Origin of the sequence: Nostoc sp. NMS2 (assembly GCF_017115105.1) — a bacterium.
Taxonomy (GTDB): domain Bacteria; phylum Cyanobacteriota; class Cyanobacteriia; order Cyanobacteriales; family Nostocaceae; genus Nostoc.
Window position 1 is genome coordinate 1 of the sequence record NZ_JABXKH010000109.1, and the last position, 25,271, is coordinate 25,271.

General features: G+C 40.3%; 37 protein-coding genes. 20 read left to right on the plus strand and 17 right to left on the minus strand.

Annotated elements, in window-relative coordinates; genetic code table 11:
- Positions 1-55: 55 nt before the first annotated feature.
- Both HWQ36_RS19665 and HWQ36_RS19670 read right to left on the minus strand, forming a co-directional pair.
- A complete protein-coding gene (locus HWQ36_RS19665; RefSeq protein ID WP_292705425.1) occupies positions 56-538 on the minus strand; it encodes a DUF4174 domain-containing protein in 483 nt (160 codons plus the stop codon).
- Positions 539-766: 228 nt separating this feature from the next.
- The gene (locus HWQ36_RS19670; protein ID WP_179069685.1) at positions 767-1,039 is read right to left on the minus strand and encodes a GlsB/YeaQ/YmgE family stress response membrane protein; all 273 of its coding nucleotides are present in this window, start codon (positions 1,037-1,039) and stop codon (positions 767-769) included.
- 404 nt (positions 1,040-1,443) lie between these two features.
- On the opposite strand from HWQ36_RS19670, the gene tnpB reads away from it, so the two are divergent.
- The 5 genes from tnpB (at position 1,444) to HWQ36_RS19695 (ending at position 6,506) form a co-directional block, all read left to right on the plus strand.
- Positions 1,444-2,670 (plus strand): IS200/IS605 family element RNA-guided endonuclease TnpB, encoded by a 1,227-nt coding sequence (gene tnpB, locus HWQ36_RS19675; RefSeq protein ID WP_292705429.1) that lies wholly within the window; start codon positions 1,444-1,446, stop codon positions 2,668-2,670.
- Positions 2,667-3,002: a hypothetical protein gene (locus tag HWQ36_RS19680; protein WP_292705431.1), complete on the plus strand. Its 336-nt coding sequence runs from the start codon at positions 2,667-2,669 to the stop codon at positions 3,000-3,002. The genes tnpB and HWQ36_RS19680 overlap by 4 nt, the downstream gene beginning before the upstream one ends.
- 383 nt (positions 3,003-3,385) lie before the next feature.
- Entirely contained in the window at positions 3,386-4,912 is a 1,527-nt protein-coding gene (locus HWQ36_RS19685; RefSeq protein ID WP_292705433.1) for a DEAD/DEAH box helicase, read from the plus strand.
- Positions 4,913-5,006: 94 nt separating this feature from the next.
- Positions 5,007-5,951, plus strand: coding sequence for a nuclease-related domain-containing DEAD/DEAH box helicase (locus tag HWQ36_RS19690; protein ID WP_292705435.1), 945 nt, complete (start codon positions 5,007-5,009; stop codon positions 5,949-5,951).
- Positions 5,952-5,954: 3 nt separating this feature from the next.
- On the plus strand, positions 5,955-6,506 hold the full coding sequence (locus HWQ36_RS19695) for a hypothetical protein (protein ID WP_292705437.1): 552 nt from the start codon (positions 5,955-5,957) through the stop codon (positions 6,504-6,506).
- Between the two features lie 243 nt (positions 6,507-6,749).
- Here the strand turns inward: HWQ36_RS19695 and HWQ36_RS19700 are convergent, their stop codons facing one another.
- Complete coding sequence (locus HWQ36_RS19700) at positions 6,750-8,447, minus strand: serine/threonine protein kinase (RefSeq protein ID WP_292705439.1); 1,698 nt, start codon at positions 8,445-8,447, stop codon at positions 6,750-6,752.
- A gap of 192 nt (positions 8,448-8,639) precedes the next feature.
- Between HWQ36_RS19700 and HWQ36_RS19705 the strand changes: the two genes are divergently transcribed.
- Entirely contained in the window at positions 8,640-9,119 is a 480-nt protein-coding gene (locus HWQ36_RS19705) for a hypothetical protein (RefSeq protein WP_292705441.1), read from the plus strand.
- A gap of 57 nt (positions 9,120-9,176) precedes the next feature.
- On the opposite strand, the gene HWQ36_RS19710 is transcribed toward HWQ36_RS19705, so the two are convergent.
- Positions 9,177-9,740, minus strand: a complete 564-nt coding sequence (locus HWQ36_RS19710) for an HD domain-containing protein (protein ID WP_292705443.1) — start codon at positions 9,738-9,740, stop codon at positions 9,177-9,179.
- Between the two features lie 99 nt (positions 9,741-9,839).
- Positions 9,840-10,925, minus strand: coding sequence for a DUF3696 domain-containing protein (locus HWQ36_RS19715; RefSeq protein ID WP_292705445.1), 1,086 nt, complete (start codon positions 10,923-10,925; stop codon positions 9,840-9,842).
- Positions 10,926-11,111: 186 nt separating this feature from the next.
- Between HWQ36_RS19715 and HWQ36_RS19720 the strand changes: the two genes are divergently transcribed.
- On the plus strand, positions 11,112-11,291 hold the full coding sequence (locus HWQ36_RS19720) for a hypothetical protein (RefSeq protein WP_292705446.1): 180 nt from the start codon (positions 11,112-11,114) through the stop codon (positions 11,289-11,291).
- 331 nt (positions 11,292-11,622) lie between these two features.
- On the opposite strand, the gene HWQ36_RS19725 is transcribed toward HWQ36_RS19720, so the two are convergent.
- The 4 genes from HWQ36_RS19725 to HWQ36_RS19740 all read right to left on the minus strand — a co-directional run bounded on the left by HWQ36_RS19725 (position 11,623) and on the right by HWQ36_RS19740 (position 13,020).
- Entirely contained in the window at positions 11,623-11,889 is a 267-nt protein-coding gene (locus HWQ36_RS19725; protein WP_292705447.1) for a hypothetical protein, read from the minus strand.
- A 93-nt stretch (positions 11,890-11,982) separates the two neighbouring features.
- Entirely contained in the window at positions 11,983-12,246 is a 264-nt protein-coding gene (locus HWQ36_RS19730) for a Nif11-like leader peptide family natural product precursor (protein ID WP_292705448.1), read from the minus strand.
- 79 nt (positions 12,247-12,325) lie between these two features.
- Entirely contained in the window at positions 12,326-12,781 is a 456-nt protein-coding gene (locus tag HWQ36_RS19735; RefSeq protein WP_292705449.1) for a hypothetical protein, read from the minus strand.
- Positions 12,781-13,020, minus strand: a complete 240-nt coding sequence (locus HWQ36_RS19740) for a hypothetical protein (protein ID WP_292705450.1) — start codon at positions 13,018-13,020, stop codon at positions 12,781-12,783. Before HWQ36_RS19740 ends, HWQ36_RS19735 begins: the two co-directional genes overlap by 1 nt.
- A gap of 8 nt (positions 13,021-13,028) precedes the next feature.
- Between HWQ36_RS19740 and HWQ36_RS19745 the strand changes: the two genes are divergently transcribed.
- The 11 genes from HWQ36_RS19745 to HWQ36_RS19795 all read left to right on the plus strand — a co-directional run bounded on the left by HWQ36_RS19745 (position 13,029) and on the right by HWQ36_RS19795 (position 18,549).
- The gene (locus HWQ36_RS19745) at positions 13,029-13,994 is read left to right on the plus strand and encodes an HNH endonuclease (protein ID WP_292705451.1); all 966 of its coding nucleotides are present in this window, start codon (positions 13,029-13,031) and stop codon (positions 13,992-13,994) included.
- Positions 13,991-14,851: a hypothetical protein gene (locus HWQ36_RS19750; protein ID WP_292705452.1), complete on the plus strand. Its 861-nt coding sequence runs from the start codon at positions 13,991-13,993 to the stop codon at positions 14,849-14,851. Before HWQ36_RS19745 ends, HWQ36_RS19750 begins: the two co-directional genes overlap by 4 nt.
- The gene (locus tag HWQ36_RS19755) at positions 14,848-15,342 is read left to right on the plus strand and encodes a DUF262 domain-containing protein (RefSeq protein WP_292705453.1); all 495 of its coding nucleotides are present in this window, start codon (positions 14,848-14,850) and stop codon (positions 15,340-15,342) included. The genes HWQ36_RS19750 and HWQ36_RS19755 overlap by 4 nt, the downstream gene beginning before the upstream one ends.
- Positions 15,343-15,514: 172 nt before the next feature.
- The gene (locus HWQ36_RS19760) at positions 15,515-15,895 is read left to right on the plus strand and encodes a hypothetical protein (RefSeq protein WP_292705454.1); all 381 of its coding nucleotides are present in this window, start codon (positions 15,515-15,517) and stop codon (positions 15,893-15,895) included.
- A complete protein-coding gene (locus tag HWQ36_RS19765) occupies positions 15,892-16,113 on the plus strand; it encodes a hypothetical protein (RefSeq protein ID WP_292705456.1) in 222 nt (73 codons plus the stop codon). Before HWQ36_RS19760 ends, HWQ36_RS19765 begins: the two co-directional genes overlap by 4 nt.
- Positions 16,114-16,176: 63 nt before the next feature.
- Positions 16,177-16,623: a hypothetical protein gene (locus HWQ36_RS19770; RefSeq protein ID WP_292705458.1), complete on the plus strand. Its 447-nt coding sequence runs from the start codon at positions 16,177-16,179 to the stop codon at positions 16,621-16,623.
- 35 nt (positions 16,624-16,658) lie between these two features.
- Entirely contained in the window at positions 16,659-16,898 is a 240-nt protein-coding gene (locus HWQ36_RS19775; protein WP_292705460.1) for a hypothetical protein, read from the plus strand.
- A gap of 11 nt (positions 16,899-16,909) precedes the next feature.
- Positions 16,910-17,377, plus strand: coding sequence for a hypothetical protein (locus tag HWQ36_RS19780; RefSeq protein ID WP_292705462.1), 468 nt, complete (start codon positions 16,910-16,912; stop codon positions 17,375-17,377).
- Between the two features lie 23 nt (positions 17,378-17,400).
- Positions 17,401-17,616: a hypothetical protein gene (locus HWQ36_RS19785; RefSeq protein WP_292705464.1), complete on the plus strand. Its 216-nt coding sequence runs from the start codon at positions 17,401-17,403 to the stop codon at positions 17,614-17,616.
- Between the two features lie 107 nt (positions 17,617-17,723).
- Positions 17,724-18,056, plus strand: a complete 333-nt coding sequence (locus HWQ36_RS19790) for a hypothetical protein (RefSeq protein WP_292705466.1) — start codon at positions 17,724-17,726, stop codon at positions 18,054-18,056.
- Entirely contained in the window at positions 18,046-18,549 is a 504-nt protein-coding gene (locus HWQ36_RS19795; RefSeq protein WP_292705468.1) for a hypothetical protein, read from the plus strand. Before HWQ36_RS19790 ends, HWQ36_RS19795 begins: the two co-directional genes overlap by 11 nt.
- 67 nt (positions 18,550-18,616) lie before the next feature.
- On the opposite strand, the gene HWQ36_RS19800 is transcribed toward HWQ36_RS19795, so the two are convergent.
- Complete coding sequence (locus HWQ36_RS19800) at positions 18,617-19,183, minus strand: GIY-YIG nuclease family protein (RefSeq protein WP_292705470.1); 567 nt, start codon at positions 19,181-19,183, stop codon at positions 18,617-18,619.
- Positions 19,184-19,389: 206 nt separating this feature from the next.
- Here HWQ36_RS19800 and HWQ36_RS19805 point away from each other — a divergent pair, with 206 nt between their 5' ends.
- Positions 19,390-19,851, plus strand: a complete 462-nt coding sequence (locus tag HWQ36_RS19805; protein WP_292705472.1) for a hypothetical protein — start codon at positions 19,390-19,392, stop codon at positions 19,849-19,851.
- A gap of 82 nt (positions 19,852-19,933) precedes the next feature.
- Here the strand turns inward: HWQ36_RS19805 and HWQ36_RS19810 are convergent, their stop codons facing one another.
- A complete protein-coding gene (locus tag HWQ36_RS19810) occupies positions 19,934-20,122 on the minus strand; it encodes a hypothetical protein (RefSeq protein WP_292705474.1) in 189 nt (62 codons plus the stop codon).
- A 129-nt stretch (positions 20,123-20,251) separates the two neighbouring features.
- Here HWQ36_RS19810 and HWQ36_RS19815 point away from each other — a divergent pair, with 129 nt between their 5' ends.
- Positions 20,252-20,587 (plus strand): hypothetical protein, encoded by a 336-nt coding sequence (locus HWQ36_RS19815; protein ID WP_292705476.1) that lies wholly within the window; start codon positions 20,252-20,254, stop codon positions 20,585-20,587.
- 203 nt (positions 20,588-20,790) lie between these two features.
- On the opposite strand, the gene HWQ36_RS19820 is transcribed toward HWQ36_RS19815, so the two are convergent.
- The 6 genes from HWQ36_RS19820 to HWQ36_RS19845 all read right to left on the minus strand — a co-directional run bounded on the left by HWQ36_RS19820 (position 20,791) and on the right by HWQ36_RS19845 (position 25,160).
- Positions 20,791-21,162, minus strand: coding sequence for a hypothetical protein (locus tag HWQ36_RS19820; RefSeq protein ID WP_292705478.1), 372 nt, complete (start codon positions 21,160-21,162; stop codon positions 20,791-20,793).
- Positions 21,163-21,350: 188 nt separating this feature from the next.
- Positions 21,351-21,575 carry a tyrosine-type recombinase/integrase gene (locus HWQ36_RS19825; protein WP_292705480.1) on the minus strand — a complete coding sequence of 75 codons (225 nt, stop codon included), beginning with the start codon at positions 21,573-21,575 and terminating at the stop codon, positions 21,351-21,353.
- Positions 21,547-21,987: a tyrosine-type recombinase/integrase gene (locus tag HWQ36_RS19830; protein WP_292705482.1), complete on the minus strand. Its 441-nt coding sequence runs from the start codon at positions 21,985-21,987 to the stop codon at positions 21,547-21,549. Before HWQ36_RS19830 ends, HWQ36_RS19825 begins: the two co-directional genes overlap by 29 nt.
- A gap of 150 nt (positions 21,988-22,137) precedes the next feature.
- The gene (locus HWQ36_RS19835; RefSeq protein ID WP_292705484.1) at positions 22,138-23,556 is read right to left on the minus strand and encodes an ISKra4 family transposase; all 1,419 of its coding nucleotides are present in this window, start codon (positions 23,554-23,556) and stop codon (positions 22,138-22,140) included.
- Positions 23,553-24,191, minus strand: a complete 639-nt coding sequence (locus HWQ36_RS19840; protein WP_292705486.1) for a plasmid pRiA4b ORF-3 family protein — start codon at positions 24,189-24,191, stop codon at positions 23,553-23,555. Before HWQ36_RS19840 ends, HWQ36_RS19835 begins: the two co-directional genes overlap by 4 nt.
- 216 nt (positions 24,192-24,407) lie before the next feature.
- Positions 24,408-25,160 carry an SDR family NAD(P)-dependent oxidoreductase gene (locus HWQ36_RS19845; protein WP_292705488.1) on the minus strand — a complete coding sequence of 251 codons (753 nt, stop codon included), beginning with the start codon at positions 25,158-25,160 and terminating at the stop codon, positions 24,408-24,410.
- Between the last annotated feature and the right edge of the window lie 111 nt (positions 25,161-25,271).

Sequence of the window (25,271 nt, forward strand, 5' to 3'; positions counted from 1 at the left end):
AGAGGATTTGAGTGAGTGGCGAATTTCTGGCACTAAAAGTTGAAACTTGCCAACGCTACCTCGAAGAGCGCATTTCTTGCTGGCGCATGGGCATAGCGTCAATTTGCTCAAAAATTGCTCTCACCTGGACTGGTGTAGTGTCACTGCGCTTAACACCACCATCTTTGCCCACCAAAATAATGCGGAAATTTTCTTGATCAACCCCAAAGCGATCGCGCAACTTAGCAGCAGAAGACTCATCTATTAATTGTCCGTTGGCATAGCTTTTATCTGTTGCCAAAACCTGAACGAGAATTAAATCCCGGTCTGTAAAACCGCTTTTTTGCTCTTGCAATAGCTGCATCTGCTGCTGATAGGTACGGTTATCAACAGACGGTGCAAACACCAGTAGCACGCGGTTTTGCCATTTTTGGGAACTAAGGTTAAATGAAGACATTTTGATGGCATGGGTTGAACCTTGGGCAGTACCAGCAATGCTGACTGGCGATAGAACTATAGACGCGGTGAGGGTCAGGGCGATTAATACTGAGTTATTCACTTCGGGGGTTGAGATGAGCGTTCCATCATTTCAAGCTATCATTAATTTTCCCTCTCTGGCTCTATCTGGTGATTGAATAAGTGTGATGCCTACCCGCAAGAGCAATCGCTATGATAATAGCACCCACCTAAATACAGGCAGGCGCTATTCAAATAATTTAAATTCAGGGAGAAAATATAGTGAAATGAATCCCTGATATTTACTATTAATTAATTCCAATTTAATTTCTTAGATTGCACTGCGACGATTTAGCAAATTCCACAAGAAAACAGCGACAATTGCGCCAAGAACCGCTACTGCAATACCAGGAATGCTGAGTGTGGGGGCGGCTAATGTCAACGTTCCTGTACTGAAGAATATACCCAAACTACCACCAACAAAAGCACCAATAATTCCTAATAAGATTGTTCCTAAGATTCCGCCGCCTTGATGACCGGGGTAGATAGCCTTTGCAATAGCACCAGCAATTAGACCTAAAACAATCCAAGCAAGAATATTCATTGTTTTAATTCGATAGACGTTTTTTACCTACAAATAAACAATAGCAATCTAAACATTGACATTCAATCTACCAACAGAATCAACTATTAATAGCCTTGAGGATGAATGCTGTTACTTCTGGTGATATACCCCATAACTGAAATGGATAATAAATAAAAAAGCTCCTAGTTGGTCTAAAACCAGGAGCTTCGTTTATTCATTGCTTGATAATTGCAGTATATGCATTTTTAATGATTTATCTCATCTACTTTAAGAATTAAGCTAAGTTTAAAGTTTGAAAGCCGAATATTAATTTGATTTCTTCAAGCCGCACACTCGTGACTTCCAGTCATGAGTTATGTATACGCTCTATATTAAGTATCATTTTCTGTTAAAATGGAAGGGTCTTCAGAGGATTTAATAAATTGTCATCCATCCAAAAAGCGTTTAAAGTCATTCTCATACCTACACACAACCAAGAAATCTTAATCAATAAGACAATTGGCTGTGTGAGATATGTGTACAACCGCTTTTTGGCACTAAAGAAAGAGTTATATGCAAGTGAGGGAAAAACCTTAAATTATAATGCTTGCAGTCAACACTTAACTATACTCAAGAAAGAAATTGAATGGTTGAAAGAAGTAGATAAGTTTGCCTTACAAAATTCACTTAAGAATTTAGAAACAGCATACAAAAACTTTTTTGCTGACTTAAAGAAGGTTAAAGGCAAGAAAGGGGTAGGTTTTCCTAAATTCAAAAAGAAACACGGGTGCAAGCAGTCTTACAAAACTAACCTGACTAACGGCAACATTCAGATAATAGAAAATCGTTTAAAGCTACCGAAGTTAGGTTGGGTAAGGTTCCACAAATCCCAAGACATTACTGGGAAGCTTGTAAACGTTACCATAACTCGCACTTCCAGAGGTAAATATATTGCTAGTATTCTGTGTGAAACAGAGATAGAAAAATATCCCCAGGTAACAGAGAATATTGGATTAGATTTAGGGTTGAAGTCTTATCTAACTACCAGCAATGGCGAGACGGTAGATAACCCGAAGTATTACAGAACTCAAAAAAGGAAGTTACGTAAAGCACACAAAAAACTATCCCGCAGTGTAAAAGGTAGTAGCAACAGAGTCAAAGCGAAAATCAAGCTGGCTCGTATCTACGAACGGATTACGAATTTGAGAGATGACTTTTTGCACAAACTGTCAACTCGCTTAATCAAAGAAAACAGTATTATCTGTATTGAGGATTTGCGAGTTAGCAACATGGTAAAGAATCACAAATTAGCTTTGAGTATCTCAGACGCTAGCTGGTCTAAGTTCGTTACTATGCTTGAATACAAAGCTTTGTGGCATAACAGAATTGTACAAAAAGTTGGTACGTTTTATCCCTCATCTCAGACTTGCAACTGCTGTGTTTTTATCAATCCACTAGTTAAGGATTTAAAGTTGCGTGAATGGACTTGTCCTATTTGCAATAATTACAACTTGAGAGACGCAAATGCAAGTTTAAATATATTGAGTGAGGGGTTGAGAATTTTAACAGCAGCCGTCGGTGCGCCGGATGCTATATACGCCTGCGGAGAACTTGTAAGTCCTGGATTTTTTCAGGCAGAGATCGTTGAAACAGGAATCACGCGACTTTGAGTCGTGTGAGGTTCAATGAGATTAAGGGCGATAGGTGGAATAAAACTCGTAACTTGTTCTTTGAAACCCACAGCAATTTAGAACGTGGAACCCCCGGCTGCTTCATGTACACTGAGGCGGACTGGCTGTTTTATTACTTTGTCAATACTCGCCAACTGTACAGACTACCGATGCCCAAAACGCGGGAATGGTTTTTGATTACCATGCGGCGGTTTCGGGAGCGTACCACAACAACGCCAGTGGGGAGTAGCTATTACACAACTGTGGGGCGACTTGTGCCAATTACTACGGTGATGTTGGAAGTGGCGGGGATTAAGATGGAGCAGCTGTAGGGGGCGATGGGGCGATCGCATGGAGCCGCCCTTTATAGCGAACGCACGCACGCATACATAATTTATGATTGTTAAATTCCAAGAGAACTGAAGCGAAGGGGGCGATCGCGCAGCTTAACGAACGCAAGAGCGTCTCGTAGAGAAGTTATCGCATTCTATGCCTTTTCAGTTGGACGAAACTGCTTAAAATCTTGTTAATTCAAAAAATTTCCGAGTTTTTACGGAGAGCGCATAAGCATAGGTGTAGTTAATATAAAGCAAATGATATATCAATTGCTAAACAAGTTCCCTTTTCGGAGTTAATTTTTGCTACTTCTTTAGACCCAATTTTAAAGGAAGAAGGTTACAGAAGAGAGAAAGAATGGGAAACTTCACTTCAAAAAATGGGGTTACTTAACTTAACTCAAGTTAGTCAAAATTCAAATTCAAATCAACCAACTGATTGGAATGACTTTGTTGAAGAGTTAAAAAAATTGTCAGTTGGACAAAAAGCTTATGGACGAGAAATCTCCATAAACGGAAATTTAGGTGAATTTAATATCAATGGACTAAATACAAGAATTCAACTTTTGCAAGGCCCACCAGGAACTGGGAAAACAGAAACAACTGCGATCGCAACTTTTCTGAGAATTATGGCACGTTGTTCTGCTGGTGATATTGTTATTATTACGGCTCATACCCATACGGCGGTGGATAATTTACTATTACGTTTAGATAGTCTTTTACCTATTTTAAACCAGCACACCGCTAAATCTGGACTTACCACCCCAGCTATTCAGTTGAGTAAAGTACATTCTTCAGAAATTGAGGTTACAGGTGGAACTATACAAGACTTTTCCTCTAAATCTTGTGTTAGAAAAGTTACTCAAATGGTATCTAATAATGTATTAGTTATCGGTGGTACAACCAGTGCAATTTTGAAAATGGTAGATGAATTAAATAGTAAACCGACGTTTACTAATAAATATCCTCAACGTTTTCAAACAACTACTCTAATTGTTGATGAAGCAAGTATGATGGTATTTCCTCACTTTCTGGCTTTAGCTACATTAGTTAGAAATGATGGTGAAATTATGTTAGCAGGAGATCACCGGCAACTTGCTCCTATTGTTACCCATGACTGGGAAAATGAAGATCGTCCTCCTGTTGTATTTTACCAACCCTATGTCAGTGCCTACCAAGCAATTCAAAATTTAAAAGAAAATTCAGAAACTCCAGTAGCTGATGAAGCAATTTTACGTTCTCCTTTAGATAATACTTTTCGTCTACCTTATGAAATTCGTAAACTAATTGAACCTGTATATCAAAAAGATGATATTCAACTAAAAGGCAAAGAAAAAGATCAAAATATAGAAGAGAAAGAGATTGCAGGAACTTGGGAACAGCTTTTACAAGGAACGAAAGGACTTTATCTTGTTTTGCATTCTGAACGTGAATCAAAACGTAGTAATCAAATTGAAGTAGAAATAATCAAACAGATTCTTGATGCAGGAGGAGAACTTCCTGATAATTCTACTGCAATTCTCACGCCACATCGCGCTCAAAGATCATTGCTAAAAACAGAATTGGAAACTGATTACGGAAAGGCTGTAGATGTTATTGATACTGTCGAAAAAGTTCAGGGTGGTGAACGTGATAATGTCATTGTCTCTGCAACAGCAAGTAATCAATCAGCAATTAGTAAAAATGTGGAGTTTATTCTTAGTCTAAACCGATCAAATATTGCATTTTCAAGAGCTAAAAAACGCTTAATAATAGTTTGCTCTAAAACACTATTGGATTATATTCCAACAGAACTTGAAAACTATGAAGAAGCAATTCTTTGGAAAACTTTGCGTTCACAATGTTCTGAACTTATTTTTGCAGAACAAATCGCTGGACACACAGTTGATGTGTTTACAAATCCTTGAAATGGGAGATAGAAGAGATAACAGTACAGCGATCGCTCTTAGTCCTGTATGCGATCGCCCCCATTCTTAGAGGAAACCCCAAATCATACTTGCTATGGCCACACTAATTCCCTCATTCAATAGCTGCTCAATGCGGATGACCCCTGGCGAAAGGAGGTTAGCGCAGCGCTTAGAGGAAAAATTAGAAAGTGATTATTTACTTTGGTACGATGTGCCAGTAGGTAAAAAGCAGTTACATCCAGATTTTATAGTGTTGTACCCTAGCCGGGGCTTGTTCATCCTTGAGGTGAAAGACTGGAAGTTAAACACTATTCAAAGTATTAACCCCTCCACAGTCACACTGCTTACTGAAGATGGAATAAAGGAAGTTAAACACCCACTACAACAGGCAAGAGATTATGCCCTAGCAGTCAACAAAATGTTAGAAAAAGACCCTGCTCTGGTGCAGCAAGAAGGTAACTATCAAGGTAAGCTGGTCATTCCTTACGGTTATGGGGTCGTGTTCACCAACATCACCCGCAAGGATTTTGAGCAAAGTGAACTACCCACAGTGTTTGAGTCACACTTAGTTATCTGCAAAGATGAAATGCTACCTAGCACAGATGCAGGGGAATTTCAGCAACGACTTTGGGATTTATCGGCATATCAATTTGGCAAGACCTTAACCAGTAGTCAAATAGATAGAATCCGTTGGCATCTTTTCCCAGGTGTGCGGATTAATACCAAATTTGAATCAGACACCGCGGCCACTGAAGAAGAATCGTCGCAGTTGCAAATCCCCGACATTCTGAAAATTATGGACTTGCAACAGGAACAGTTAGCCCGCAGTCTAGGTGATGGACATCGAGTAATTCATGGTGTAGCGGGTTCAGGAAAAACCATGATTTTAGCCTACCGTTGTCAGCACCTTGCTCAAGTCAGTAATAAACCAATTTTGGTACTGTGTTTCAACGTTTCTCTAGCCGCCAAACTCAGGCAGGTTGTTCAAGAAGACCCAAACAAAATTAGTCGCATTAAAGTACGACACTTTCATGGCTAGTGCATGGATTTACTCAAAAAATACAACATTCCCAGACCCGACTCTAGAGAATACAAAGGGGAAGCTTATGTAGACGAACTGGTTAACCGAGTAATTACCGCCGTCGATGCCCAGTTGATACCGGCTGGCACGTATGGCGCTGTGATGCTAGATGAAGGCCACGACTTTAAACCAGAGTGGTTAAAGTTGATTGCTCAAATGGTCAACCCTGAAACCAATTCTCTACTTATCCTCTACGACGATGCCCAAAACCTCTACGGTGAACAACGCACTAAGAAATTTAGCTTTAAGAGCGTAGGCATCCAGGCACAGGGACGCACAACTATTTTTAAACTCAACTACCGCAATACTGCTCAAGTGTTGGGGGTGGCTTATGAATTTGCGAAAGAAGTCATGACCCCCACCACCGGGGATGATGACCAAGTAGTATTGGTAGAACCGACTAGTGCAGGACGGCAAGGCCCCAAACCAGACCTCATCCATTTACCCAGTTTTAAACACGAGGTAGATTACCTAGCAGGGCGAGTGCAACAATTACACATAGCAGTATTTTAGGTGTTAAGGGTTTCCTCTAAGAAACTGAAAACGAGCGATGCCGAAGGCGGGCTACGCCTACGCTAGACATAGTTTAGACCAGGGCGCACCTGTGTAATTGGTACAGCAGACTTTGGGGCATACCAGCTTGCATACTACCAGCCGCTCAGTTCAAAAGTTACACAAAGCCTATTTGTGAAGGTTATAGAGGAGTAGGGTATTACAAAAGGAAAGGAAAATATAGATGCAAATAATTTATTAAAGTCAAGGGGTACAATTCCAGCATAATCCAATCTTTCCTTGAGTCCATTGTAGGGTCATGTGATTAGCTCCGCTTTGAATAATTGAGGCTGGAGCGTTATCAACTAATACACCTGAATTAGAAGTGATGTATGATTCTTTACCATTCGACCATATAAGTTTGTAATTCCCATTTTTATAGTCATTAATTGAGCAAGGATCATCGACAATATTTTCACTCTTACTAATAGCAATAAATGTGCAATACCCCCTGTGAATAGTTGGTTGGATAGAAGGACTTTCTTGTGGCGAAACCACAGTCTCAGGTTTTGTTGATTCAGAAACACTTGGCAAAGATGGACTCAACTCTATATCTGTGGGCAATCCAAGAATATTGTCATTGCTAGTATTAGTTGTGACTTTTTGTTGATTTTCCTGCTTTGACTGTGGTAAAGAAGCGGGTTTTTCTTGTGTGGGTTGCGATTGTGCTTCTGGTGTATAAGCTACTGGAGGTGAGGAAGAAATAGAAGTGATTGGCTGCTCTGGGGAAGGCTGGGAAGCAACAGGCGTATCTTTGGGTTCGCTAGTAGGAGCAATAGATGTAGGTGACGGATTTATAGCGTTAGATTCTGGTGTAGTCCCAGGTGCAGGTGATGTAGCAATAGTTGTTTCAGGTTGTGACTGGTGAGTAATATTAGCAATCACTGTCCCACCAATCAAAATACCTACAATCAAACCACCAAAAATTAAAGCGGGTTTTTGCCAATTTCCATCTGCGCCAGAGGCAGGGATAAAAGTAGATTTCTGGGAAGAAGATAAGGGCTGAGTTTGTCCTGCAACAGGAGACAAAGGAATAGCAGATTGAGTTGACTGGTTAGAAGATGTTGAAAGAATAGAACTGAGAGATTGCAAAGCACATAACATTTTGCTAGCAGTGTTGAAGCGATCGCTAGCCTGCGGTTTAATCGCCTGACTTAGGACACTAGCTAAATCAGAGGAAACATAAGGCGCGTGTTGCTGCCAGAGAATTTCTCCTGTTTGGGGATTGGTTTGCAGTTCTTCGGGGTTTTTGCCAGTTAACAGATAAATTGCTGTTAATCCTAAGCTGTAAATATCACTGGCGTATACTGGCCTACCAACACCTTGTTCACTGGGCATATACCCAGGTGTACCAATTATTATAGATCGTGTAGGATTACCTGGAAAACCCACTACTGAACGGATTGTTTCCTTAACTGCGCCAAAATCAATCAAGAATGGCTTCAAATCACGGGAACGGAGAATAATGTTATCTGGCTTAATATCCCGATGAATAATCCCTTTACTGTGTACATAATCCAAAACTGATAACAGACTGACAAGAATTTCCCGAACAGCAGTTTCACTTTGATATCCTTTGGTTTCCACAAGATTCCTCAAGGTTTGGCCTTGAATCCATTCTTGCACGAGGTAAAACTGCCCATTCTCTAAAAAGTAAGCATAAAGTTTGGGGATTTGGTCACTATGTTCACCTAAATACTCTAAAGTTGCAGCTTCTCTCTCAAATCGCTGTTGGATTATTTGGTAGGTTTGTGGGTCGTTGGCGATGGGTTTGAGTTGCTTAATCACGCAGCGACGGCGAGAAGGTATATGAGTATCTTCTGCGAGGAAGGTTTCACCAAACCCACCAGCACCCAGTACCTGAATAACTTGATAGCGATTGTTTAACTGTTTTATTTTCATGCTACGTTCAAAGCGTTAGTGAAACAAGCTTTATCAGCGATTCAATAAAAGAATAAACCCTGCCAGACGGTAGGATTTGCAATTTAAATGTTGTATTCATGTTGACACATACCCAGCAGACTCCCACCGGACATCGCCACCGTCACAACCCAAAATCCTGCTAAAATCCCTGTATTCAATACACCAACTACCATGTCTGGCAAAGGATTTGGGCAACGCCAACCTACAAAAATCGATAAAATTGTTGAATCTGCGGTGCGTTATTGCCAACAGCAACAGCCAGAAGCATTAGACCAAATTTTTGACAATCTGCCTGTTAAGCTCAACCAGCAAGTGTTAAATGGTACGGTTGCAGCTTTAAAAAAAGACATTGATAGCCTCAGTTGGCTGTGTGGTTATTTTGCATCCGAAATTAACAGCACTTCAGACAACGATAAACCCTACCATCCCATTACTTTGTTATCAAAACTTTTGATTAAATCGGGAATGCAGCCATTCATTGATTTTATGCCCTACATTGGTTGCCGCATTCCCATACTCAACAACGAGAAATTTGAAGCACTGCCGCCTAGAGTTCAAGCAGCAGTCAAAGAAGCTTTTGATGTAGTAGAAACTAGTGGGGAAGAGGCACAAAGGATAAATGAGGCATTGCTACGAGAGTTGGAAGTGTAATAAATTACATGGTGGAACTGCCCAACACACGGCGATCGCCTCCTCTAATGTAGGTATTTACTTGATGAACGCCTTATAATCTTCAATTTTAGTAGCCAAGCGGGATGCTAGAAACGGGCTGGCATCGTGCAAATCTTCATAAATCTGAATACCTTCTTCTCGATATCGAATAATTTTGTCTTGATTCCAATAATGTGGAGGTGCTTGGAGATTGCTGATTCTATCTGCTAATTTCACCATCCATATTTCTCGTGGTTGCTCTTTTATCCTTCGCAAACTGTCTGACATTTGGAGATGTTTTGCTAAACTTTCATCTTTGGTCAATGCCAGTACACCATTAGCTACTGATTCACCAAATTCAGTTTTTATTTGCTCAAAAGTGGTATCAGTATCTTCAATGGTGTCATGCAAAATGGCACATTGAATAGCAAGGTTGCCATCATGTTCTATTTCGACACTTAGAGCTGCAATGATTTCCATGCTTACAAAACTCAAGTGCATGATGTAAGGTATATTTGACCCTGGCACTTTTTGACCTTGATGTGCGTGTGCGGCAAATCTATAGGCTTTGATGTAGCTTTCTTGTGACCAGTTTTGTAAGCTGAGTTGATATGTTCGCATTTGTCAATTTTGGTCATAAGATGGGGCGATGAGCGTAGGACTTGCCGGAAGCGATGCCTGCGGTGCTTGCTAGCCTATGCAGCTTGCAACAGAATCGATTTATGATTTCGCAGGCTCTAGCAAAACCATTAAAATGTTTTCCCATTCATCGAAGAACCCATCAGGCCATCGGTCAATTCTGCCGTCTTTATTAATGCGTGGTGACACAACTTTAATAAAAGCTTGACCTTGGTTTTCTTGACGTTGAAAGTAATGTAATTGCACATCCTCCGGCTCAATTTTATCACCAAGCACAGCAAGACGAATGCCGTTTAAAATCTGGTCGCTATGAGTTTCTACCACCACTTGAACGCCACAGTTAGCAGCTAATGCTAACAGCTTACCCAGCTTTGTTTGTGCTTGGGGGTGGAGTCCGGTTTCTGGGTGTTCAATCAGAATTAACGCACCCGGACTGGAGGCGAGGATTGCCACGATAATTGGTAAAACGTAGGTAATGCCGTATCCAATAGGGTCACTAAATTGTAAATTAACCAAATCCATATCTAGATATACGTCAACTTGGATGCGTAGACCAGAACTTATTTCTCCCATCCACGCCTCAACTTGGTCTAGCAAATTCATTGATTTGGCTTCCGGGTGAGCGAGTTCGGTGATGGGGATTGGTTGATTACCGTATGTATAGAGAAAATGTGCTGTATATTCGCCAAGCGCACCAATTTGTTTAAGTTCTCGCCTTTGGTAATTTAAGATTCCTGATACAGTTGTTGCACGTTCTGATTGAAGGTGATGAAATTCTTTACTGAAAATGCTTGACTGATAAATATCGGCATCAACAGATTTGAATCCAATCTCTAAAACATCAGCTTCTCTCTCTAATGAGTTGTAGTTAAAGTGCCATATTCCTTTAGTTTCGTTTTTTAAAATAAGCTCAAATCCTACATAGTCTTGTTTGGAATTTTCATACAAAGCGTCCTTTGCTGTGCCAATATTTACCAAGTTTCCATTGAGCAATAAGCCAGTGTTTTGTAGTAAATTTTGCTGGTAAGATTGATGCAGCAGTGATAGTGCTTGCAACACAGAGGATTTAGCAGTGTTATTGTAACCAGAGAGTAGGGTAAGCGATTTGAATTCAACTAATTGATTTTCAAATGCTTTAAAATTTAGCAGCCGTAATGAGCTAATCATTAATAGTTAAAATATGGATGTTCTTCAATTTTATTATAGTTAGTTTATATCAAGCTATTTTGTAAGAATCTTGTAGTTTAATAAATAACCTGTAGATGAAAAAATATTAAGTATATTTTGTGATTTACCTTTTTCATAATTAATCCAAAAAACTAACAATTTATCAAGATTGAATTGGAATTATAAATGGCATCTGAAAATTTTAAAGAACTTGTCAATGTTGCAAGCCAAGTAGCGACCAGAATAAATAAAAGAATGTCAGTCTTCCAGCTTGATAACACTTATTATATAGTTGATGCTAGGGAATGGGAGAATGGTCGTGCGTATGGTCAATATATCATAACGGTAGAACCTGAGCAAAATTAAGCGTCAGGTGTTTCATATTGCTGAAACTTTTCCCAATCAAACTCAAGAGTCAGGATTTCAAATAGTGTTGGTGACAACACATCTAACTCTATAGGTTCACCAGGGTAAGCGCATCTAATTTTGTAGCTCTTGATACAGACAAAAAACTTAAAACTTTATCTGAATATCAATTTTTCATTCAAAATAGGACGAATTGTCGTAAATGATTGAAAAAACATGGGTCAAATAGCTTTTTATGTTTTTTAACCACATAAAGACGAAAATGTCAATCCCACCCCTTGGCTCAGTGTAGTAATTTTGAACTTATTTGTGCTTTGGGTGAACCCCAAAACTACCGTGTCAATAGGGTTTGAGATGCGCTTACCCTGATAGGTTCACCAGTGTAGGTGACATCTGGAAAGTCTTGAGGATGAAAGATTCCGTGAGGAATACCATCTCCTTTAAGCCACATATTAGCTCGATAATTGATGCGTTCTCCACTTGGTAAATCAATCCAGAAATGCGGCTCAATGTGTTGATGATGTTGAGTCAAAACCCCAAACATCGGTTGATGCTCAATGCTGTGATTAGTTAGTACGGTGTGACAGATGTGAACCATACCATCGCACTCTGTTTGAGAAGAGTCATTTTTGAATGGATGACAATTTCTTGAATCCTTTTAATACCCTTTAATTTTAACAGAAATTGATACTTAAAATAGAGCGCCTAACTCATGACTGGAAGTCACAAGTGTGCGGCTTGAAGAAATCAAATGGAATATCCTTGTTAGCCCCTGGCGCAATGATTCTTGAGAGAAGTTATAGCCACGTTCAACAGCCATAGTTATGATTGCAGCGTTATCTTTCGCACCCATTGCTTCCATCAGTCGGTCTAACAACAGTTTATCTTGGAGGGCTGCTGCAAAAAATTCCATAACTTGTAGTTCACTTTGAGCGGCATTTAGTGACTTATTCATTTTCGACACGTAGTAAGGAGATTTTATAGCTTGTTACCTTGCTCTCATGTTTGAGAACTGTACTACCTGATAACATCATCTATTCTGTTTTTAAGTTATTTAATTGCTCTGCTAAACTTTCAACTTGGTTTTTCACGTATTCGATGTTTTTATAGGTGCTATCTCTAAAGTTAAAAAAATTAACCATAATTGGGATAACATCTTCACTGTGCATACAATCAAATCCTATCCACCAATCATTAGCGGTTTTTGGTAATAATTTATGACAAACTGCTCTGGGGTCTTCACTTTGGTCAGTTCCTCCAGAAAATGTAATTTTTCCATGAACCCGAATGAACTTTAATTCATTATCATCCATATCCTTACCATAATAAGGATGAGTTTTATTAATAGCCACGTACCCAGAGAAAGTACCTTCATTTTGTCTGACTATTAAACAAGGGAATCCCAGATAAACCCATTCCATTCTGTCAGGTTCTTTTTGCCATTCACCGTCTGCCCATGCAGATTTTTCAATCCAATTCAGAGTTTCCATCAATCAATAATATCCCCATTTTCATCCCGCCTCACTTCCACCACCTTAACGTCAAAACTTTCCCACTCCTCCACACTAAACCCCGCCTCGGTTTCTTCTGGATACCGCCGTGCCATTTCCTGCCAAGCAGCCTCTTCGTTGATTGCCCAGATGTAATGACCCTGGCGTTCTCTAAGGTCATCTCGACCTATGCAGTCGTGTGAGTATAATGCGTTACGTGTACAGCGATATTCTCTCATAACTGCGAATGGCCAAAGATTTAGCTTACTACGTTAAGAAATTTTCTCCCAAGTATGTTGTTGGAAAGCTAGGCTTAAATGTTAGCCCTGGTGCGCCCAATAAACCGATTTTGCTTTTATCTATCATTGAAATGATAACTACTGGGCAAATAGTGAGAAACCAAATTCCTCTATCTGCTGAACTCATCGCCACATTTCTCAAACTGTGGAGCCACCTGGAGCCAGTACGCAAGCCGGATATAGGTTTACCTTTTTACCACCTCACCAGTGACGGTTTCTGGTATTTTGAGATGAAACTGGGGTTTGAATCATTGATTGCTGCCAAGGTGAAAATCAGAACTCCCAGTACTATTAGGCAAACTGTAGAGTATGCTTACCTCGATGATGAACTCTGGTCACTCCTGCAAAAAGAGAGCGATCGCACTGTACTAACCCACACACTAATTAATTCCTGGTTTAACGAGCGTACACAGGATATCGAGTCATTATTGCAAGTCAACGCCTTTGCTGAACTACAAGACCAGTTGCAACGCTCCGGCGGTAAGGTTTACCAACCAGAGGAATTAGAAGATGAGCAAGCTGTAATTGTGCGAGATGGGGCGTTCCGTAAAATCGTTGTCTCAACTTACAACCACACTTGCGCCTTTTGCGGGTTACAGATACTCGATTCACTCGGTCAGAACATCGTTGATGGCTCACACATCAAACCATTTTCCCAGTTCTACGATGACCGCATTGATAACGGGCTGTCACTATGCAAAAATCATCACTGGGCATTTGACCGCTTCTGGTTTACTATCAACGATGATTACACTATCATCGTCTCTGACAACCTGCGGGAAGATTCACCCAACGCTAGACCGATGCGAGAATTTAGGGGCGATCGCATTATCCTTCCAGCCCAGGAACAGTATTATCCTAGACTTGATTCACTACAATGGCATCGTGAAGAGTTTTCAAGGCGTGCTGCATGAGTAAAAAACCTAGAGGTTGGTTTAATGAAATTGTTATTCGTCCCGTTGTTCATGTAGACGGTTACGAAAGCTATGAAAAGATGTGCGGTATTGTTGCAGAATTTTATTACTCTTCGGAGGAACAAAAGCTACTGCGCCAACTAAGAACTAACCCCAAGGATTCAAGGTATATTACCCTCTACACGCTTTTTAAAGTAGGGCAAGCCAAATGCCCTGCTTATTGGGTAAATAATGATTTATTAAGCGCATTGATGCAATCAAATTTAGATATTGAAGTTGAAAATTTGCAGTGGGCAATGAAAACAGGATTTTTTATGTTGCCCAAGGGTGTAGTTCTTTCCCCAGAAAAACGTAGTATTGATACAATTTTTTGGCATTGTGATACATCTGATGACTTACTTTATTGGGCTGCAATAGATAGGGATACCGTTTTCTGCCGCAGATTGAAAATTAGCGATAATTTCAAAAAATTTACATATACTGATACTCAAGATTTCAATCCCCAAGTAGTTACAGATTTTAATCAATATCTACAATCAATTTTCTTGCGATTAATTTTGATAATGGAGTGTCGCCCGGAACTTGTAGATTCAACAAGCGAACTAGTCAGAGTGAATAGAGGTTTTGGCAAAGCGCAAGCCCAAGATTTTTATCAACCACTTTGGCTAGGACTTGGATATAAACTCAAACGTGAAGGGACGCAAAGCAGTGAAGGCAGTAGCGGTACACATGGTACTAAGAGTGTCCATTGGCGCAGAGGCTTTTTACGTAATCAACCTTACGGAGAAGGCAGACAGCAAAGAAAACTAGTTTGGATTGAGCCAGTTTTAGTAATGGGTGGGAAAGAATCATCATGATGACAGACGATGAAATTAATGGCAAATATGAATCTGCTCAAGACAGACTAATTCAAGAAATTGACAGGATAAAGTTACCAGCCTTAGTTGAAAAAATTAGGTCTAATCCTAATTACATGAGGATTGATAATTATAGTCAATCTGCTGTGGATTGGGATGATGTTAAAAAATCCCAGTTAATTGAATCTTTTATTATTAATTTTCCTGTAATGCCAATTGTTATCTATGAAAAGTCATATCATACATACAAAGTTATTGATGGCAAACAAAGGTTAAAAGCAATTGTCGATTTTTTCAGTAATAAATTAGTTTTGAGCGGACTAGAAGTTAAGACCGAACTAAATAGATGCACTTATGCTACTCTTCCATATCATGCAAAGACAGTGCTGAATCGCTATTCTCTATCTTTGATATCGGTTATCCCTTCAGAGGATGCCAGCCTCGAAGAAATAGCAAAAATCATAGAGATTATTGCAGAACGCCTTAATTAAAGGGCTGCGATGGCGTACCAGATCATCAATAGGATAAAAGGAAGCCTTGGGCTAGCGAAAATGTGTTGGCAGCTATCAGTTAGCTAAATGCACAGATTGTAAATTCATAGTAAACTATGTACAATAGAAGAGTAAGCGATTACACATTCTGGCTATCACCATTAAAACCATCATGAAGCTGCAACGTATTGAGGCAGGTGAATATCTTACTCCTGATGGTAGGTTTTATGTCCGCAATACTTACTATTCCAACGGATTACCTGGACGGAGTAACACTACTAAAGGGTGGTTGATTGAAGATAGAAGCGGGGCAACTCCGTTTCAAGTAAGCAGCAGTCAAAAGACTAAGCTGCGGCGGGTGGATACGCTTGCACAGGCCAGAGAAATTATGGCACGGATTATTCAACGTGACGCTGAAGCAAAAAAGCTACGTGATGCCGGATGGTGTAAGGAAGAAAACACAAAGCAGCCAGGGGTATGTTGGCGATCGCCGTACTCCGGCAGGTTATTAACGCAAACTGAAGCACTGTTGGAATTAAATTTGATGTCGTGATGACCAAAATGGATGAGCTTTTTAAGCTTCTTGAACCACTTAACAAAACCCAAGGAGAGCATTCGGTAACTGTAACTTTTTATCCTGGCATGAAAGGTGGAGTCATTAACTTTATGTTGGACTGGAAAACTTTTATTGGAGAGAAAGAATTTGACAATATTGACGAAGCGATAAAATTTGCTTACTCTCTTAGAAAAAGAGCCAATATTAATTATTAATAAGTGAGAATTTTATTGAGAGATTAATTTTTAAATCACTTAATCAAATTTAGTAGAATAAAAATGAACACATTAGAACTAAAACCAGGGGATAAAATCGGAGTATTTTTTTACGATGACAAGCGTGGCGCTAAAGCCGTAATTGAAGAAGTTATACATATTTCATCTAGTGGTACAATTACTCTCAAAAATGGCACTCGCTACAACCGAAATGGAAGAGAAGTAGGTGCTTTGGGCGAGGGAACTTATTTGTGTACCACAGAAAAAGCTCAAGCTGTCATAGAGAAAGCAAAACAACGTAAGCAACAAAAAGAAGAAGAATATAAGGCATACATAGCATCACCTGAAGGTAGACGTGATAAAGCTGCGGCATCAGCAGTAAATGCTGCTATTAAAGTACTCAATCAATATGGCTGGTATGCTGATGTTGATGGTCACATGGATGCTATGGAGTCAGAAATTGAGCAAATTATCAAAAAATATGTCAGCGAACACGAACCTATTAGCTAAAGATTCAGGTATTTCATTAATTGAGGTTAACTTTTATGTTTGAACCAAACGCAGAAGGTCAAGTCAGACTGTACTTTACAGAAGAGAAAATTTGTATTGGTTCATATAAAGAAGTAGAAAAGTACGAGCGAGAAACCAAAAACAGCTATTGGGCATCTGATTTTTTTGAATTACCACCAGACTATAACCCAATTGGTAAAACAGTAGATGAGATTAAGTTAGCTGTGAGAGAAGTACTTTTATCAAAGTTACTGAAGAAAAGCTTAGGTCTGTGATTTAACCTTATATGTACTACGGATACCGTTGCTATACCAAAGAAGATAAGCCTTTGGGGTGGCTATACACATTTGATTCTAATCTTGAATATGCTTTTATAAATAAAAGTTTCCATTTGTGCAAGCGATGGAAAACAGAAAAAGGAGCTAAAAAACACTTCGATCATTACAACAATAATTGGCAATTTAAGAGTAAAGGAGGCTATCTCAAAATTGAGATAATGCCAGAAATTACTGATAATGAAAAAGAAAAATCTTCTCAGCAGCGATGGAATGAAGCCAATCGTGATGCACTTTACCAAGCTCAAGAAAATTACAACCAGAAGCGCCCTATAATGTCATTTCGTCCAAAAGCCGAACTGTTGGAATGGCTGGACGAGGAACGCGAAACTGATGACAATGGTGAACCAGAAACTGATGCTTCACTCCTAAATCGGAAGTTAGAAAAACTCAGACAGTTAGAACAAAAAGGATTTTAGCGATTCGTTTAAGGGAAATTAAAATGCCAAATAAAATATTAAAGTTTGAACTAATTGAAGGGCTACCAGAAGATAATGGAACTTATTTTGTATTATTAGAAGATGGTTCGATAAAAGAAGGATATTTTGGCTCATTCTCTTTTCCTTATCATCAAGAAAATTTTGTTAGAATTGCTAACTGTGAAGATAAGCAATTTCATTATGAAAAATTTATTGGTTGGCTAAAGCCTATAGAATAGAATGATTTTTTGACTAAAATAATAGGTATAAAATGGAAATAAGGATAATTTATATTTATAATTAGGTCAAAAACTAATAGTTTTATATATACAAAAATTTTAATTTTATGAGTAATAAAGAAGCGACAAGTGAAGTATTTAAAAATCAGAGTTACATGATCCCAGAACAGCTAAATATTGCTGAAGAATTTCAGAAGACGATAGAAGCTGAGTATGCGCTTTGTGCTGGGGAAATGAAAAAAGCGAATATTGCAGCAGCATCTGGAGCTACATCAACTAACTCAGATGAAAAATTATCAATAAACTATGCCTGTTTAGAAATTGATGCGATTCGTGAATACTGGTTCAATCGGCTAGTCAGCCTCATACAAATCATCGAACACCGAAATCCACAACTTGAAAAAGAACTAGCAAGGAAGTATTTAAATAATGAGCAGTAACTTAGACCGACTGCTAGCAATATTAAAAGAACAAGCAGACTTGATTGATCAACTTAACACACGTTCTAACTTTCAATACAAAAGTACACAAAGGCTAGTTTTGGATTATGGTAAACCTTTTGTAACTCAGGTTAAATCACCATTTAAAGGTGAACGTAAAGCTTGCTTTGAAAACTGCTTAAAAGGATTGTTGAGGTATCCAAACCTAAACTACTGTGAAGGATTTGCTATTAGTGAGGATATTGATATAGCTGTATCCCATGCTTGGCTAGTAAATAATGATGGAGAATTAATTGATCCAACTTGGATAGGTGAGCGATTTAAAGGTAGTGCTTATTTTGGAGTAGTCTTCACCGATGATTTTGTAAGAGAAATAGCCCAAAAGACTAAATGCTATGGAATCCTAGACAACGATTTCATGAATGAACACCAGCTATTACGAGAAGGATTTCCACCTCACGCACTACTCACTGAGGCGATAGACGTTCTTTGATATGCGTAGGCGCAGCCCGTCGTAGACATCGCCCCCCATCCTCAGTTCTGGGGGAAAGTAAGCCCCCCTACCCAAACGGTTGCCCCCAGCGCTCCCAATTTTCTTTATTGAACGGCGATCGCCACTTCAAAATTAAGTTCAACTCCAACTCTTGCCGTGCGCGTCGGTCAACAGGCGTATCCCACCAAAACGCCGCATTGACCGCAGTCTTCATTCCATAGCGATAATGTAAATCCTGATAGCTTGCTATGTAATCCTTGCAGGCGTGAATCCCTTTCCAGCGCTTGTTAGAGCGGCAAGTTTCCCCCACATACAAAATCAGACTAGCCGCAGAGTCAACGATGAAGTACAGGCACGCATCACCGGGGCTATCTGCTGGCATTCTCCAAAAAGAGAGCGATCGCACTGACAACTGCAAAGGATCAATCCGGTCTGGGTCGCAGTGCGCCGGGGCTAGATCAAATAATGCCGTCTGTTGTGGTGGCTGACTTTCCCTTACTACCTGCTGATAGTCAAAGATTTGCGCTTTCCACTTCAGCAGCACTGTTTCGCTCATCACCAGCGCCTCTGTTCTAGGTGCTGTTGTGGGTTTTACGTCTGGAAATAGGTTTAGCTGATTGGGTTCCAAGGTCATCACTGGGAGTTACAAACCAGTAGATTATCTCCCAAAACTGAATCGAGTAAACCTGTTAACGGGTTTAGGAGTACGTAGGCAAGCAAAAACCTTTGGCATCGCCACACTTTACTTGTTTATTGATATTAAGCGTTAATGTGCAGCAGGTTTGTTGTAAATATATGAATATCAACTGATGTAGAATCTGAAAATTAGGATTGCTAAAGATGGACTCCGACCCGATTAAAGACTTAGAGATTGTTGCTCATATCATGACAATTGCTAAAACTCATAAAATTAGTACTAAGTCAGCTTTAGAGTTCTATTTCCAAAAAATGAAATTGGAACTACAACAGAATAAGAAAGAAAACACAAATTTATCTGACAGTTTAAAATCAAGTTTAAGTCCCCAAAATTGGGAATCAGTGATGAAGTATGTACGTCATCATCCCACCAATGAAGAACTTTACCTTGCATACTACCAAGCTAAAAATGAGGGGAAACTGAAGCCAGCTAAACTATTAGTGGGTGGAGATTTTTATTTTAGAAATTCTGATTTTGTAGGTAGTAAGTATCTAGCACCAGGGATTACAGTTGAAGCTGAAGTGTACGATAACACAATTGGTCATGTTTGGCTCTCACCAATTGAGTGCGAATTTGTTTTTATAGATGAACTGGAATTTATTTAAAATTTGCTCGATACTACTTACACCAGACATAGACTTTCTGGAGCGATCGCTTGTTTCCTCTAAGAAAATTTTAAGTATCCATTTACACAAACAATAACCATCCTCTCAGATGAAGGGGCGATGAGAGAGCGATCGCTATGAGTTGGCTGCATGAGAGATACCACTGAGGAATTTGTATTGCTATCCCTGTAAATACTCTGCCACTGCTGCCAAATCTTCCATTGCCCGATTCAAGCGATTTAGCAAGCGTTTCAAATTTAGGTACTTTCATTACTTTTGCTCCCCTCAAGTTGGTAAATTCTGAGCTATATAGCTGCTCAACTTAAGTATTAAATAAAATTATTACCAATAGTCTAGGAAAAGCAAAGACGTGAACCGTTTTTAAAAGCTATCCTCAATTGTGTTCCTGCTATTAGCCTTCATTTATCCACCTGCTTTGGCTGAAGCCAAGGATACTACTCTCAATCATGTTCTCAATGAACAGAGTCTTGATGCACAGACAAAATTAGTTGGAGAGCAAAGTGAAGAGCTTTTGTTAGCTCACCGACGGACTCGACGACGTTATCATAGACGGCAACGGACTGGAAAATATTATTATCAACGCCAGAGGAATCGACAACATTATTATAGACGACGCTATCGCTCTGTACGTTATCGCGGACAACCATATCGTCATGGAGAATGGGAACTTGTGCGCGATCGTCATGGACGATTAATGTATGATTGGCAGCGTTAATAGTACACTTTACCCTTAATTTTTCCAGAGAATCTTTATGCGTAAATCCTCATGTAGGCAGACTTGTTCGAGATAAGCGCGATCCCCTGTGATTTTTCTTAGAGGAAATTTGTAGTATGCGTAGGCGCAGCCCGCCGCAGGCATCGCTCTATTATTCTAAGAAATTGCTTCTAAGTTATGGGTGCAATGATCGCTTATTCCTTCTAATTTCCTGCCAAGAAAGCTTGGAACAGTTCTGATATTTTCGCCTGGAGTGCTGAAATTGCCTCTTCTAAAGTATCACTTGGTTCTGTATCTACTAGATGAGCGTCCCCCACATCAGCACTTGACCACAGATAGCTGGGTTGCCCTATCGTTAAACATCCTTGCCATTTATCCTCATGATTAGTGTCAAGTGTAATGAAAAACCGCCGGGGCATTATTAATTCTTCGGTGTTAATCACAAACTCTCCCCAAACAGAGAAGCCAAAATACTCATCATTTTTTTCATTGTTATATTCCCAATTAGTTAAGTTGGGAAAAGCCGCTTGAACTTGCTCTAAAACTTGTTTAATTTCAGATTCGGTTAGTATCATCTCATCCTCTAATAATTTATTTTTTAGCCTTCGCTCTTTTAATAAAACCAATAATTTCCTCCAGCGGCACTCCCTCATTTTGCATTGATTGAATCAGTGGAATTGCACCCAACGGCACACTTCCAATACTCCGCAAGAGCGATTTTTTTCGGGGGAGATGGGCAACAATTAAGCAGGGGCCTTAAACATCAATCATCCCAAAGACCTTGAAACTTGGTAGACGCAAGTTCGGTGTAACGAACGGTATGCTGAATATTTTTATGCCCCAAGTAATTCTGAATTGTTCGGGTATCAATCCCTCGATTCGCCAGATAATAACCTGTTCCATGCCGCAGCATATGAGCATGAATAGGGAAAGGCAAACCTGCTAATTTACCAGCCCGCTCAACAATGCCGGCGATCGATCGTATCATGTGCCAATGGGCCAAGTCGAGAAGACTGGAAAATATAGGGACTAGCAGGATAATCTCGTTGCAACTGACGGAGAGAGCGAATCTCCAAACCGGAAAGGGGTTGAACCGAGGGTGTACCTTTTTTGACTCGCTTCACGTAAATTGTGCCACCATTCCAATCTATTTGCTCCCATCGCAAAGATGCCACCTCTGCCACTCGCAATCCGTGACGGTAGCAAAGCAAAATTATGGTTGAATCTCGGTGAGCGTCGCGACCCTTGGATTTTTTGATAGCTGACCGCATCGCAGAGACTTCTTCTGGTAACAAATGCTCCCTAGTCCTGACCTCGGAATATTTGCGAAAGTTAGGCGATTGACGTTCTTGTTTTTCGGTTTTACCAACTTTCGATGGTTGGAGGGTTTGTGGTGTCATGACTCAACCCCCTGAAAAACTTGGGGTATATGAGCTAATTTTACCAACTTACACTCTAAAGTTGGTAAGCACATAGACATAAAAACAAACCAGCATTTTACGGAGAATCATCACTTAAAAGTAATTTAAATTACCTTAATTACTGAGAATTTAAGCGACATGAGGTATTTCTTGGGTCGGCTGACTATCTACTCTAAAACCAGGATACCATTGCTGGAATTTGCTTTCTAACTCTTCATTGAGAACCAAAATTCTGACCTGGAGCAGAAGATGAACACCTTTAGGAGTCCACCGCATCTGCTGTTTCTTGACAAACCGCTTGCTAATGACTTGATTAACCGTCGATTCCACGAATCCAGTAGCAATGGCTTCGCCATTTCGCCAACGTTCTCCATAATTGGGGATATAAGACCCATTGTTTGAAATATAGCTCTCAAACTCCCGCACCATTTTAAACAGTTTTTTTAGCTCTATTCCGCTCTTACCATCAAAAATCACAATTTCTAGGTCGTCCACAAGGTCTTTTATCAGTTGCAATGCTCTGAACAGGTTTCCATGCCACAGATACCACTTAATTAGTTCCAACTCTTTGGGTATGTCTGTATCTAGTGCGGTATCTTTTTTACTAAGTCCTTTTGCCGTTTGATTCATCACTGTCAGCCGCATGGTGATATGAAACCAATCCAGAAGATATTCTGCGTTGGGATTGAGATAAAGCTGTAGTTCGCGTATCTTCTCATCACCATCTGAAAGGAAAGTTACTTGTTGATTCATCTGCATCCCTTGAGATATCAACACCTCAAAGATCCGACGCTGGGGTTTGGTATCGTAAGAATAAACTCCCCCAAATCGCTTAGATTTACCGTCTGCTTTTATACTCTTACCAACGATAACTTCAAAATTACCTTTAGAAAGCGATTTTTTGTCGTAGGAACGAACATATCCGCCATCCATTCCCAGTACCAATGGTAAATCAGGTCGGGGCAATTCCTCCCAATCTCTGGGACAGCCTTCAATGTATCCTCCTTTCTCTTCCCCCAACTCGTCTTCTAAGCGTTGACCAATTGTGTGTAAGTTATTCCGTATCGCTGTAGTGTTTATTTCACCTTCTATTGGTAATACTTCCTGTAATAGTTTCACAGATAGTCCGTAAGACATCAAAGACCCAAACTTGGATTCTAGATACAATAGTTCTCTTGAGGTGCGTTCTGGTAGTAAGTTGGCTACTGGATTAAAGCTACGGGTTGGTTGTTCCTGACAAGAGCAGTGAAATAGTCGAGGGCATTGGAGATGTAACTTGCCAAACAACGTGCGGTATACAATTGTACGCTTGTCTTTATGCAATAGTTTCTTACTACAGTGCAAACATGATTCCTGTTGTTGAGAGTACTCTGCTATTTGTTGTTCGGCTAGGGTGCGTTGCAGGCTTTGTAGTAATGTTTTGGCTTCTGCTAGTTTTAGCCCCAAGTTTTCTGGATGTAAGGAACCGCGCGAAATCTCCATGATTTCTTGGACAACTTGGGAATCTCCATGATCTGACTCCACGACTATTTGGATTTTAACTTTCACACTATTTCCTGTTCAAATAACATTTGTTTATCCCCAGCCGCGTATTGCTGTAAACGTTGGTTTATTTCTTGGCGGTCAAAATGTTCAACCATTAACCATTGACGTAGTTCGTATATTTCTTCAATATTGCCAGGTATATCACCTTCTTCCACAATTTCACTGAAGCGATTTGCTATATGTCTTACTGAGTATTCCTGTTTTTGTGCCATGAACTCCCACGGACTACCACAGTCTTCTGGAGGGCAAGCGCGTTTACCATCAATGCACACTGGATAAAAGCAATTTGATTCTGGAGTGAGAATTGCTTCGACCCGAATTTGATGCTGCCAGTTATCACCGAAATCATATTCGTATAAAAAACGCTCTCGCATTCGCCAGCCAAAATCTGATAATTTGACAACTTTAGGGTCATCAGAAAACCACATCCCCCCAATTTGAGCAATCCCATAATGCTTACCGTGGATTATGAAACGATCTAAATGGGAATCTGTCCACCCCATTGCTATCTGGATGATGTAGTGCAAATCGGCGATTGTGCTGTCACTGCGGATTTTGACCCTACGCCAAATCATGGGACTAATGCCCAGGATAAAAATATGAAGCTGGTAGATGACAAGTTGCTCAGGATCTGACATTGCGTCATCTTACCGCATTGCCAGTCTCATCTCCCCCGAAAAAAATCGCTCTCCATCAGCGCTCGATCACAAGCAACCATATTCTCTGGCTGGCAAGGCATCTGGTCAAAGTCACAGTTTCTCAAGTGTTTAGTTCGCTAAAAATAAGTAGTTAAAGAAACAAATGAAAGAAGAAAATTATGTATTGCGATCGCACGCAAGTCGATTGATTAGTAGTCACACAGCAGTGTAACCACCATCTATCAGGTGGAAGCTGCCTGTGACGAAAGAGGCTTGCTCCGACAACAGGAAGCTAACCATGTCCGCGACTTCCTCGGTTCGTGCAAGGCGACCTAAAGGGTGCAAGTCAGCCATCTGCTTTCGCGCTGACTCTGGTAACTCTTGCATCTGAGGTGTATCAACATAACCTGGCCCGATTGCAGTCACCCGGATGCCCTGGTTTGCATATTCCAATGCTGCTGCCTTTGTCAGACCGATAATGCCGTGCTTGGCAGTGACATAGGGAGCAATACCCGCCACTCCGACCGCACCAGCGGCAGATGACATATTCACAATTGCCCCACCACCGCTTTGAATCATTGCTGGAATTTCATATTTCAGCCCAAAGAAAATGCCGTTAAGATTAGTCGCAATCACACGATGCCACCATTCAATCTCATAATCGGCGGTATTAATCCCATGCGGCCCGGTAAAGCCAGCATTATTGACTGCTAGGTTCAACCCGCCAAATCGCTCCACCGTTTCGGCTACCATTGCCTCCACAGCGCGATGGTCAGACACATCAGTTTCAATAACGTGTGTCCGCTTGCCAGATGAATCCAACCGCCTAGCTACTTCCTCCGCTCCTTCGGCATTGATGTCTGCCAGAACGACCCGCGCACCGTTTTTGTACAGGTTGACGGCAATGGCTTCGCCAAGACCTCTGGCTGCACCAGTGACAATAGCTATCTTGTTTGCGAATTCGGTCACTGGCTTATCCCCTGCGAATCAACGCTGTACTCTTTGTCAGTTCCAGAGAGCAACCTACTACAATGGCGAGTTGATTATACAGCCTCGACCACGCTGGACACAACAGCAACA

Excerpts from the sequence above, each read along its gene's own strand:
- HWQ36_RS19750 (WP_292705452.1), top strand. The coding sequence starts at position 13,991 with ATGAGTAAAAAACCTAGAGGTTGGTTTAATGAAATTGTTATTCGTCCC.
- HWQ36_RS19685 (WP_292705433.1), top strand. The coding sequence starts at position 3,386 with ATGGGGTTACTTAACTTAACTCAAGTTAGTCAAAATTCAAATTCAAAT.
- HWQ36_RS19740 (WP_292705450.1), bottom strand. The coding sequence starts at position 13,020 with ATGAGAGAATATCGCTGTACACGTAACGCATTATACTCACACGACTGC.
- HWQ36_RS19775 (WP_292705460.1), top strand. The coding sequence starts at position 16,659 with ATGTTTGAACCAAACGCAGAAGGTCAAGTCAGACTGTACTTTACAGAA.
- HWQ36_RS19825 (WP_292705480.1), bottom strand. The coding sequence starts at position 21,575 with ATGATACGATCGATCGCCGGCATTGTTGAGCGGGCTGGTAAATTAGCA.
- HWQ36_RS19695 (WP_292705437.1), top strand. The coding sequence starts at position 5,955 with ATGGATTTACTCAAAAAATACAACATTCCCAGACCCGACTCTAGAGAA.
- HWQ36_RS19705 (WP_292705441.1), top strand. The coding sequence starts at position 8,640 with ATGTCTGGCAAAGGATTTGGGCAACGCCAACCTACAAAAATCGATAAA.
- HWQ36_RS19710 (WP_292705443.1), bottom strand. The coding sequence starts at position 9,740 with ATGCGAACATATCAACTCAGCTTACAAAACTGGTCACAAGAAAGCTAC.
- HWQ36_RS19790 (WP_292705466.1), top strand. The coding sequence starts at position 17,724 with ATGAGTAATAAAGAAGCGACAAGTGAAGTATTTAAAAATCAGAGTTAC.
- HWQ36_RS19830 (WP_292705482.1), bottom strand. The coding sequence starts at position 21,987 with ATGACACCACAAACCCTCCAACCATCGAAAGTTGGTAAAACCGAAAAA.
- HWQ36_RS19745 (WP_292705451.1), top strand. The coding sequence starts at position 13,029 with ATGGCCAAAGATTTAGCTTACTACGTTAAGAAATTTTCTCCCAAGTAT.
- HWQ36_RS19715 (WP_292705445.1), bottom strand. The coding sequence starts at position 10,925 with ATGATTAGCTCATTACGGCTGCTAAATTTTAAAGCATTTGAAAATCAA.
- HWQ36_RS19780 (WP_292705462.1), top strand. The coding sequence starts at position 16,910 with ATGTACTACGGATACCGTTGCTATACCAAAGAAGATAAGCCTTTGGGG.
- HWQ36_RS19730 (WP_292705448.1), bottom strand. The coding sequence starts at position 12,246 with ATGAATAAGTCACTAAATGCCGCTCAAAGTGAACTACAAGTTATGGAA.
- HWQ36_RS19770 (WP_292705458.1), top strand. The coding sequence starts at position 16,177 with ATGAACACATTAGAACTAAAACCAGGGGATAAAATCGGAGTATTTTTT.
- HWQ36_RS19725 (WP_292705447.1), bottom strand. The coding sequence starts at position 11,889 with ATGGTTCACATCTGTCACACCGTACTAACTAATCACAGCATTGAGCAT.
- HWQ36_RS19670 (WP_179069685.1), bottom strand. The coding sequence starts at position 1,039 with ATGAATATTCTTGCTTGGATTGTTTTAGGTCTAATTGCTGGTGCTATT.
- HWQ36_RS19840 (WP_292705486.1), bottom strand. The coding sequence starts at position 24,191 with ATGTCAGATCCTGAGCAACTTGTCATCTACCAGCTTCATATTTTTATC.
- HWQ36_RS19800 (WP_292705470.1), bottom strand. The coding sequence starts at position 19,183 with ATGACCTTGGAACCCAATCAGCTAAACCTATTTCCAGACGTAAAACCC.
- HWQ36_RS19690 (WP_292705435.1), top strand. The coding sequence starts at position 5,007 with ATGGCCACACTAATTCCCTCATTCAATAGCTGCTCAATGCGGATGACC.
- HWQ36_RS19760 (WP_292705454.1), top strand. The coding sequence starts at position 15,515 with ATGAAGCTGCAACGTATTGAGGCAGGTGAATATCTTACTCCTGATGGT.
- HWQ36_RS19785 (WP_292705464.1), top strand. The coding sequence starts at position 17,401 with ATGCCAAATAAAATATTAAAGTTTGAACTAATTGAAGGGCTACCAGAA.
- HWQ36_RS19720 (WP_292705446.1), top strand. The coding sequence starts at position 11,112 with ATGGCATCTGAAAATTTTAAAGAACTTGTCAATGTTGCAAGCCAAGTA.
- HWQ36_RS19810 (WP_292705474.1), bottom strand. The coding sequence starts at position 20,122 with ATGAAAGTACCTAAATTTGAAACGCTTGCTAAATCGCTTGAATCGGGC.
- HWQ36_RS19795 (WP_292705468.1), top strand. The coding sequence starts at position 18,046 with ATGAGCAGTAACTTAGACCGACTGCTAGCAATATTAAAAGAACAAGCA.
- HWQ36_RS19735 (WP_292705449.1), bottom strand. The coding sequence starts at position 12,781 with ATGGAAACTCTGAATTGGATTGAAAAATCTGCATGGGCAGACGGTGAA.
- HWQ36_RS19755 (WP_292705453.1), top strand. The coding sequence starts at position 14,848 with ATGATGACAGACGATGAAATTAATGGCAAATATGAATCTGCTCAAGAC.
- HWQ36_RS19700 (WP_292705439.1), bottom strand. The coding sequence starts at position 8,447 with ATGAAAATAAAACAGTTAAACAATCGCTATCAAGTTATTCAGGTACTG.
- HWQ36_RS19820 (WP_292705478.1), bottom strand. The coding sequence starts at position 21,162 with ATGATACTAACCGAATCTGAAATTAAACAAGTTTTAGAGCAAGTTCAA.
- HWQ36_RS19805 (WP_292705472.1), top strand. The coding sequence starts at position 19,390 with ATGGACTCCGACCCGATTAAAGACTTAGAGATTGTTGCTCATATCATG.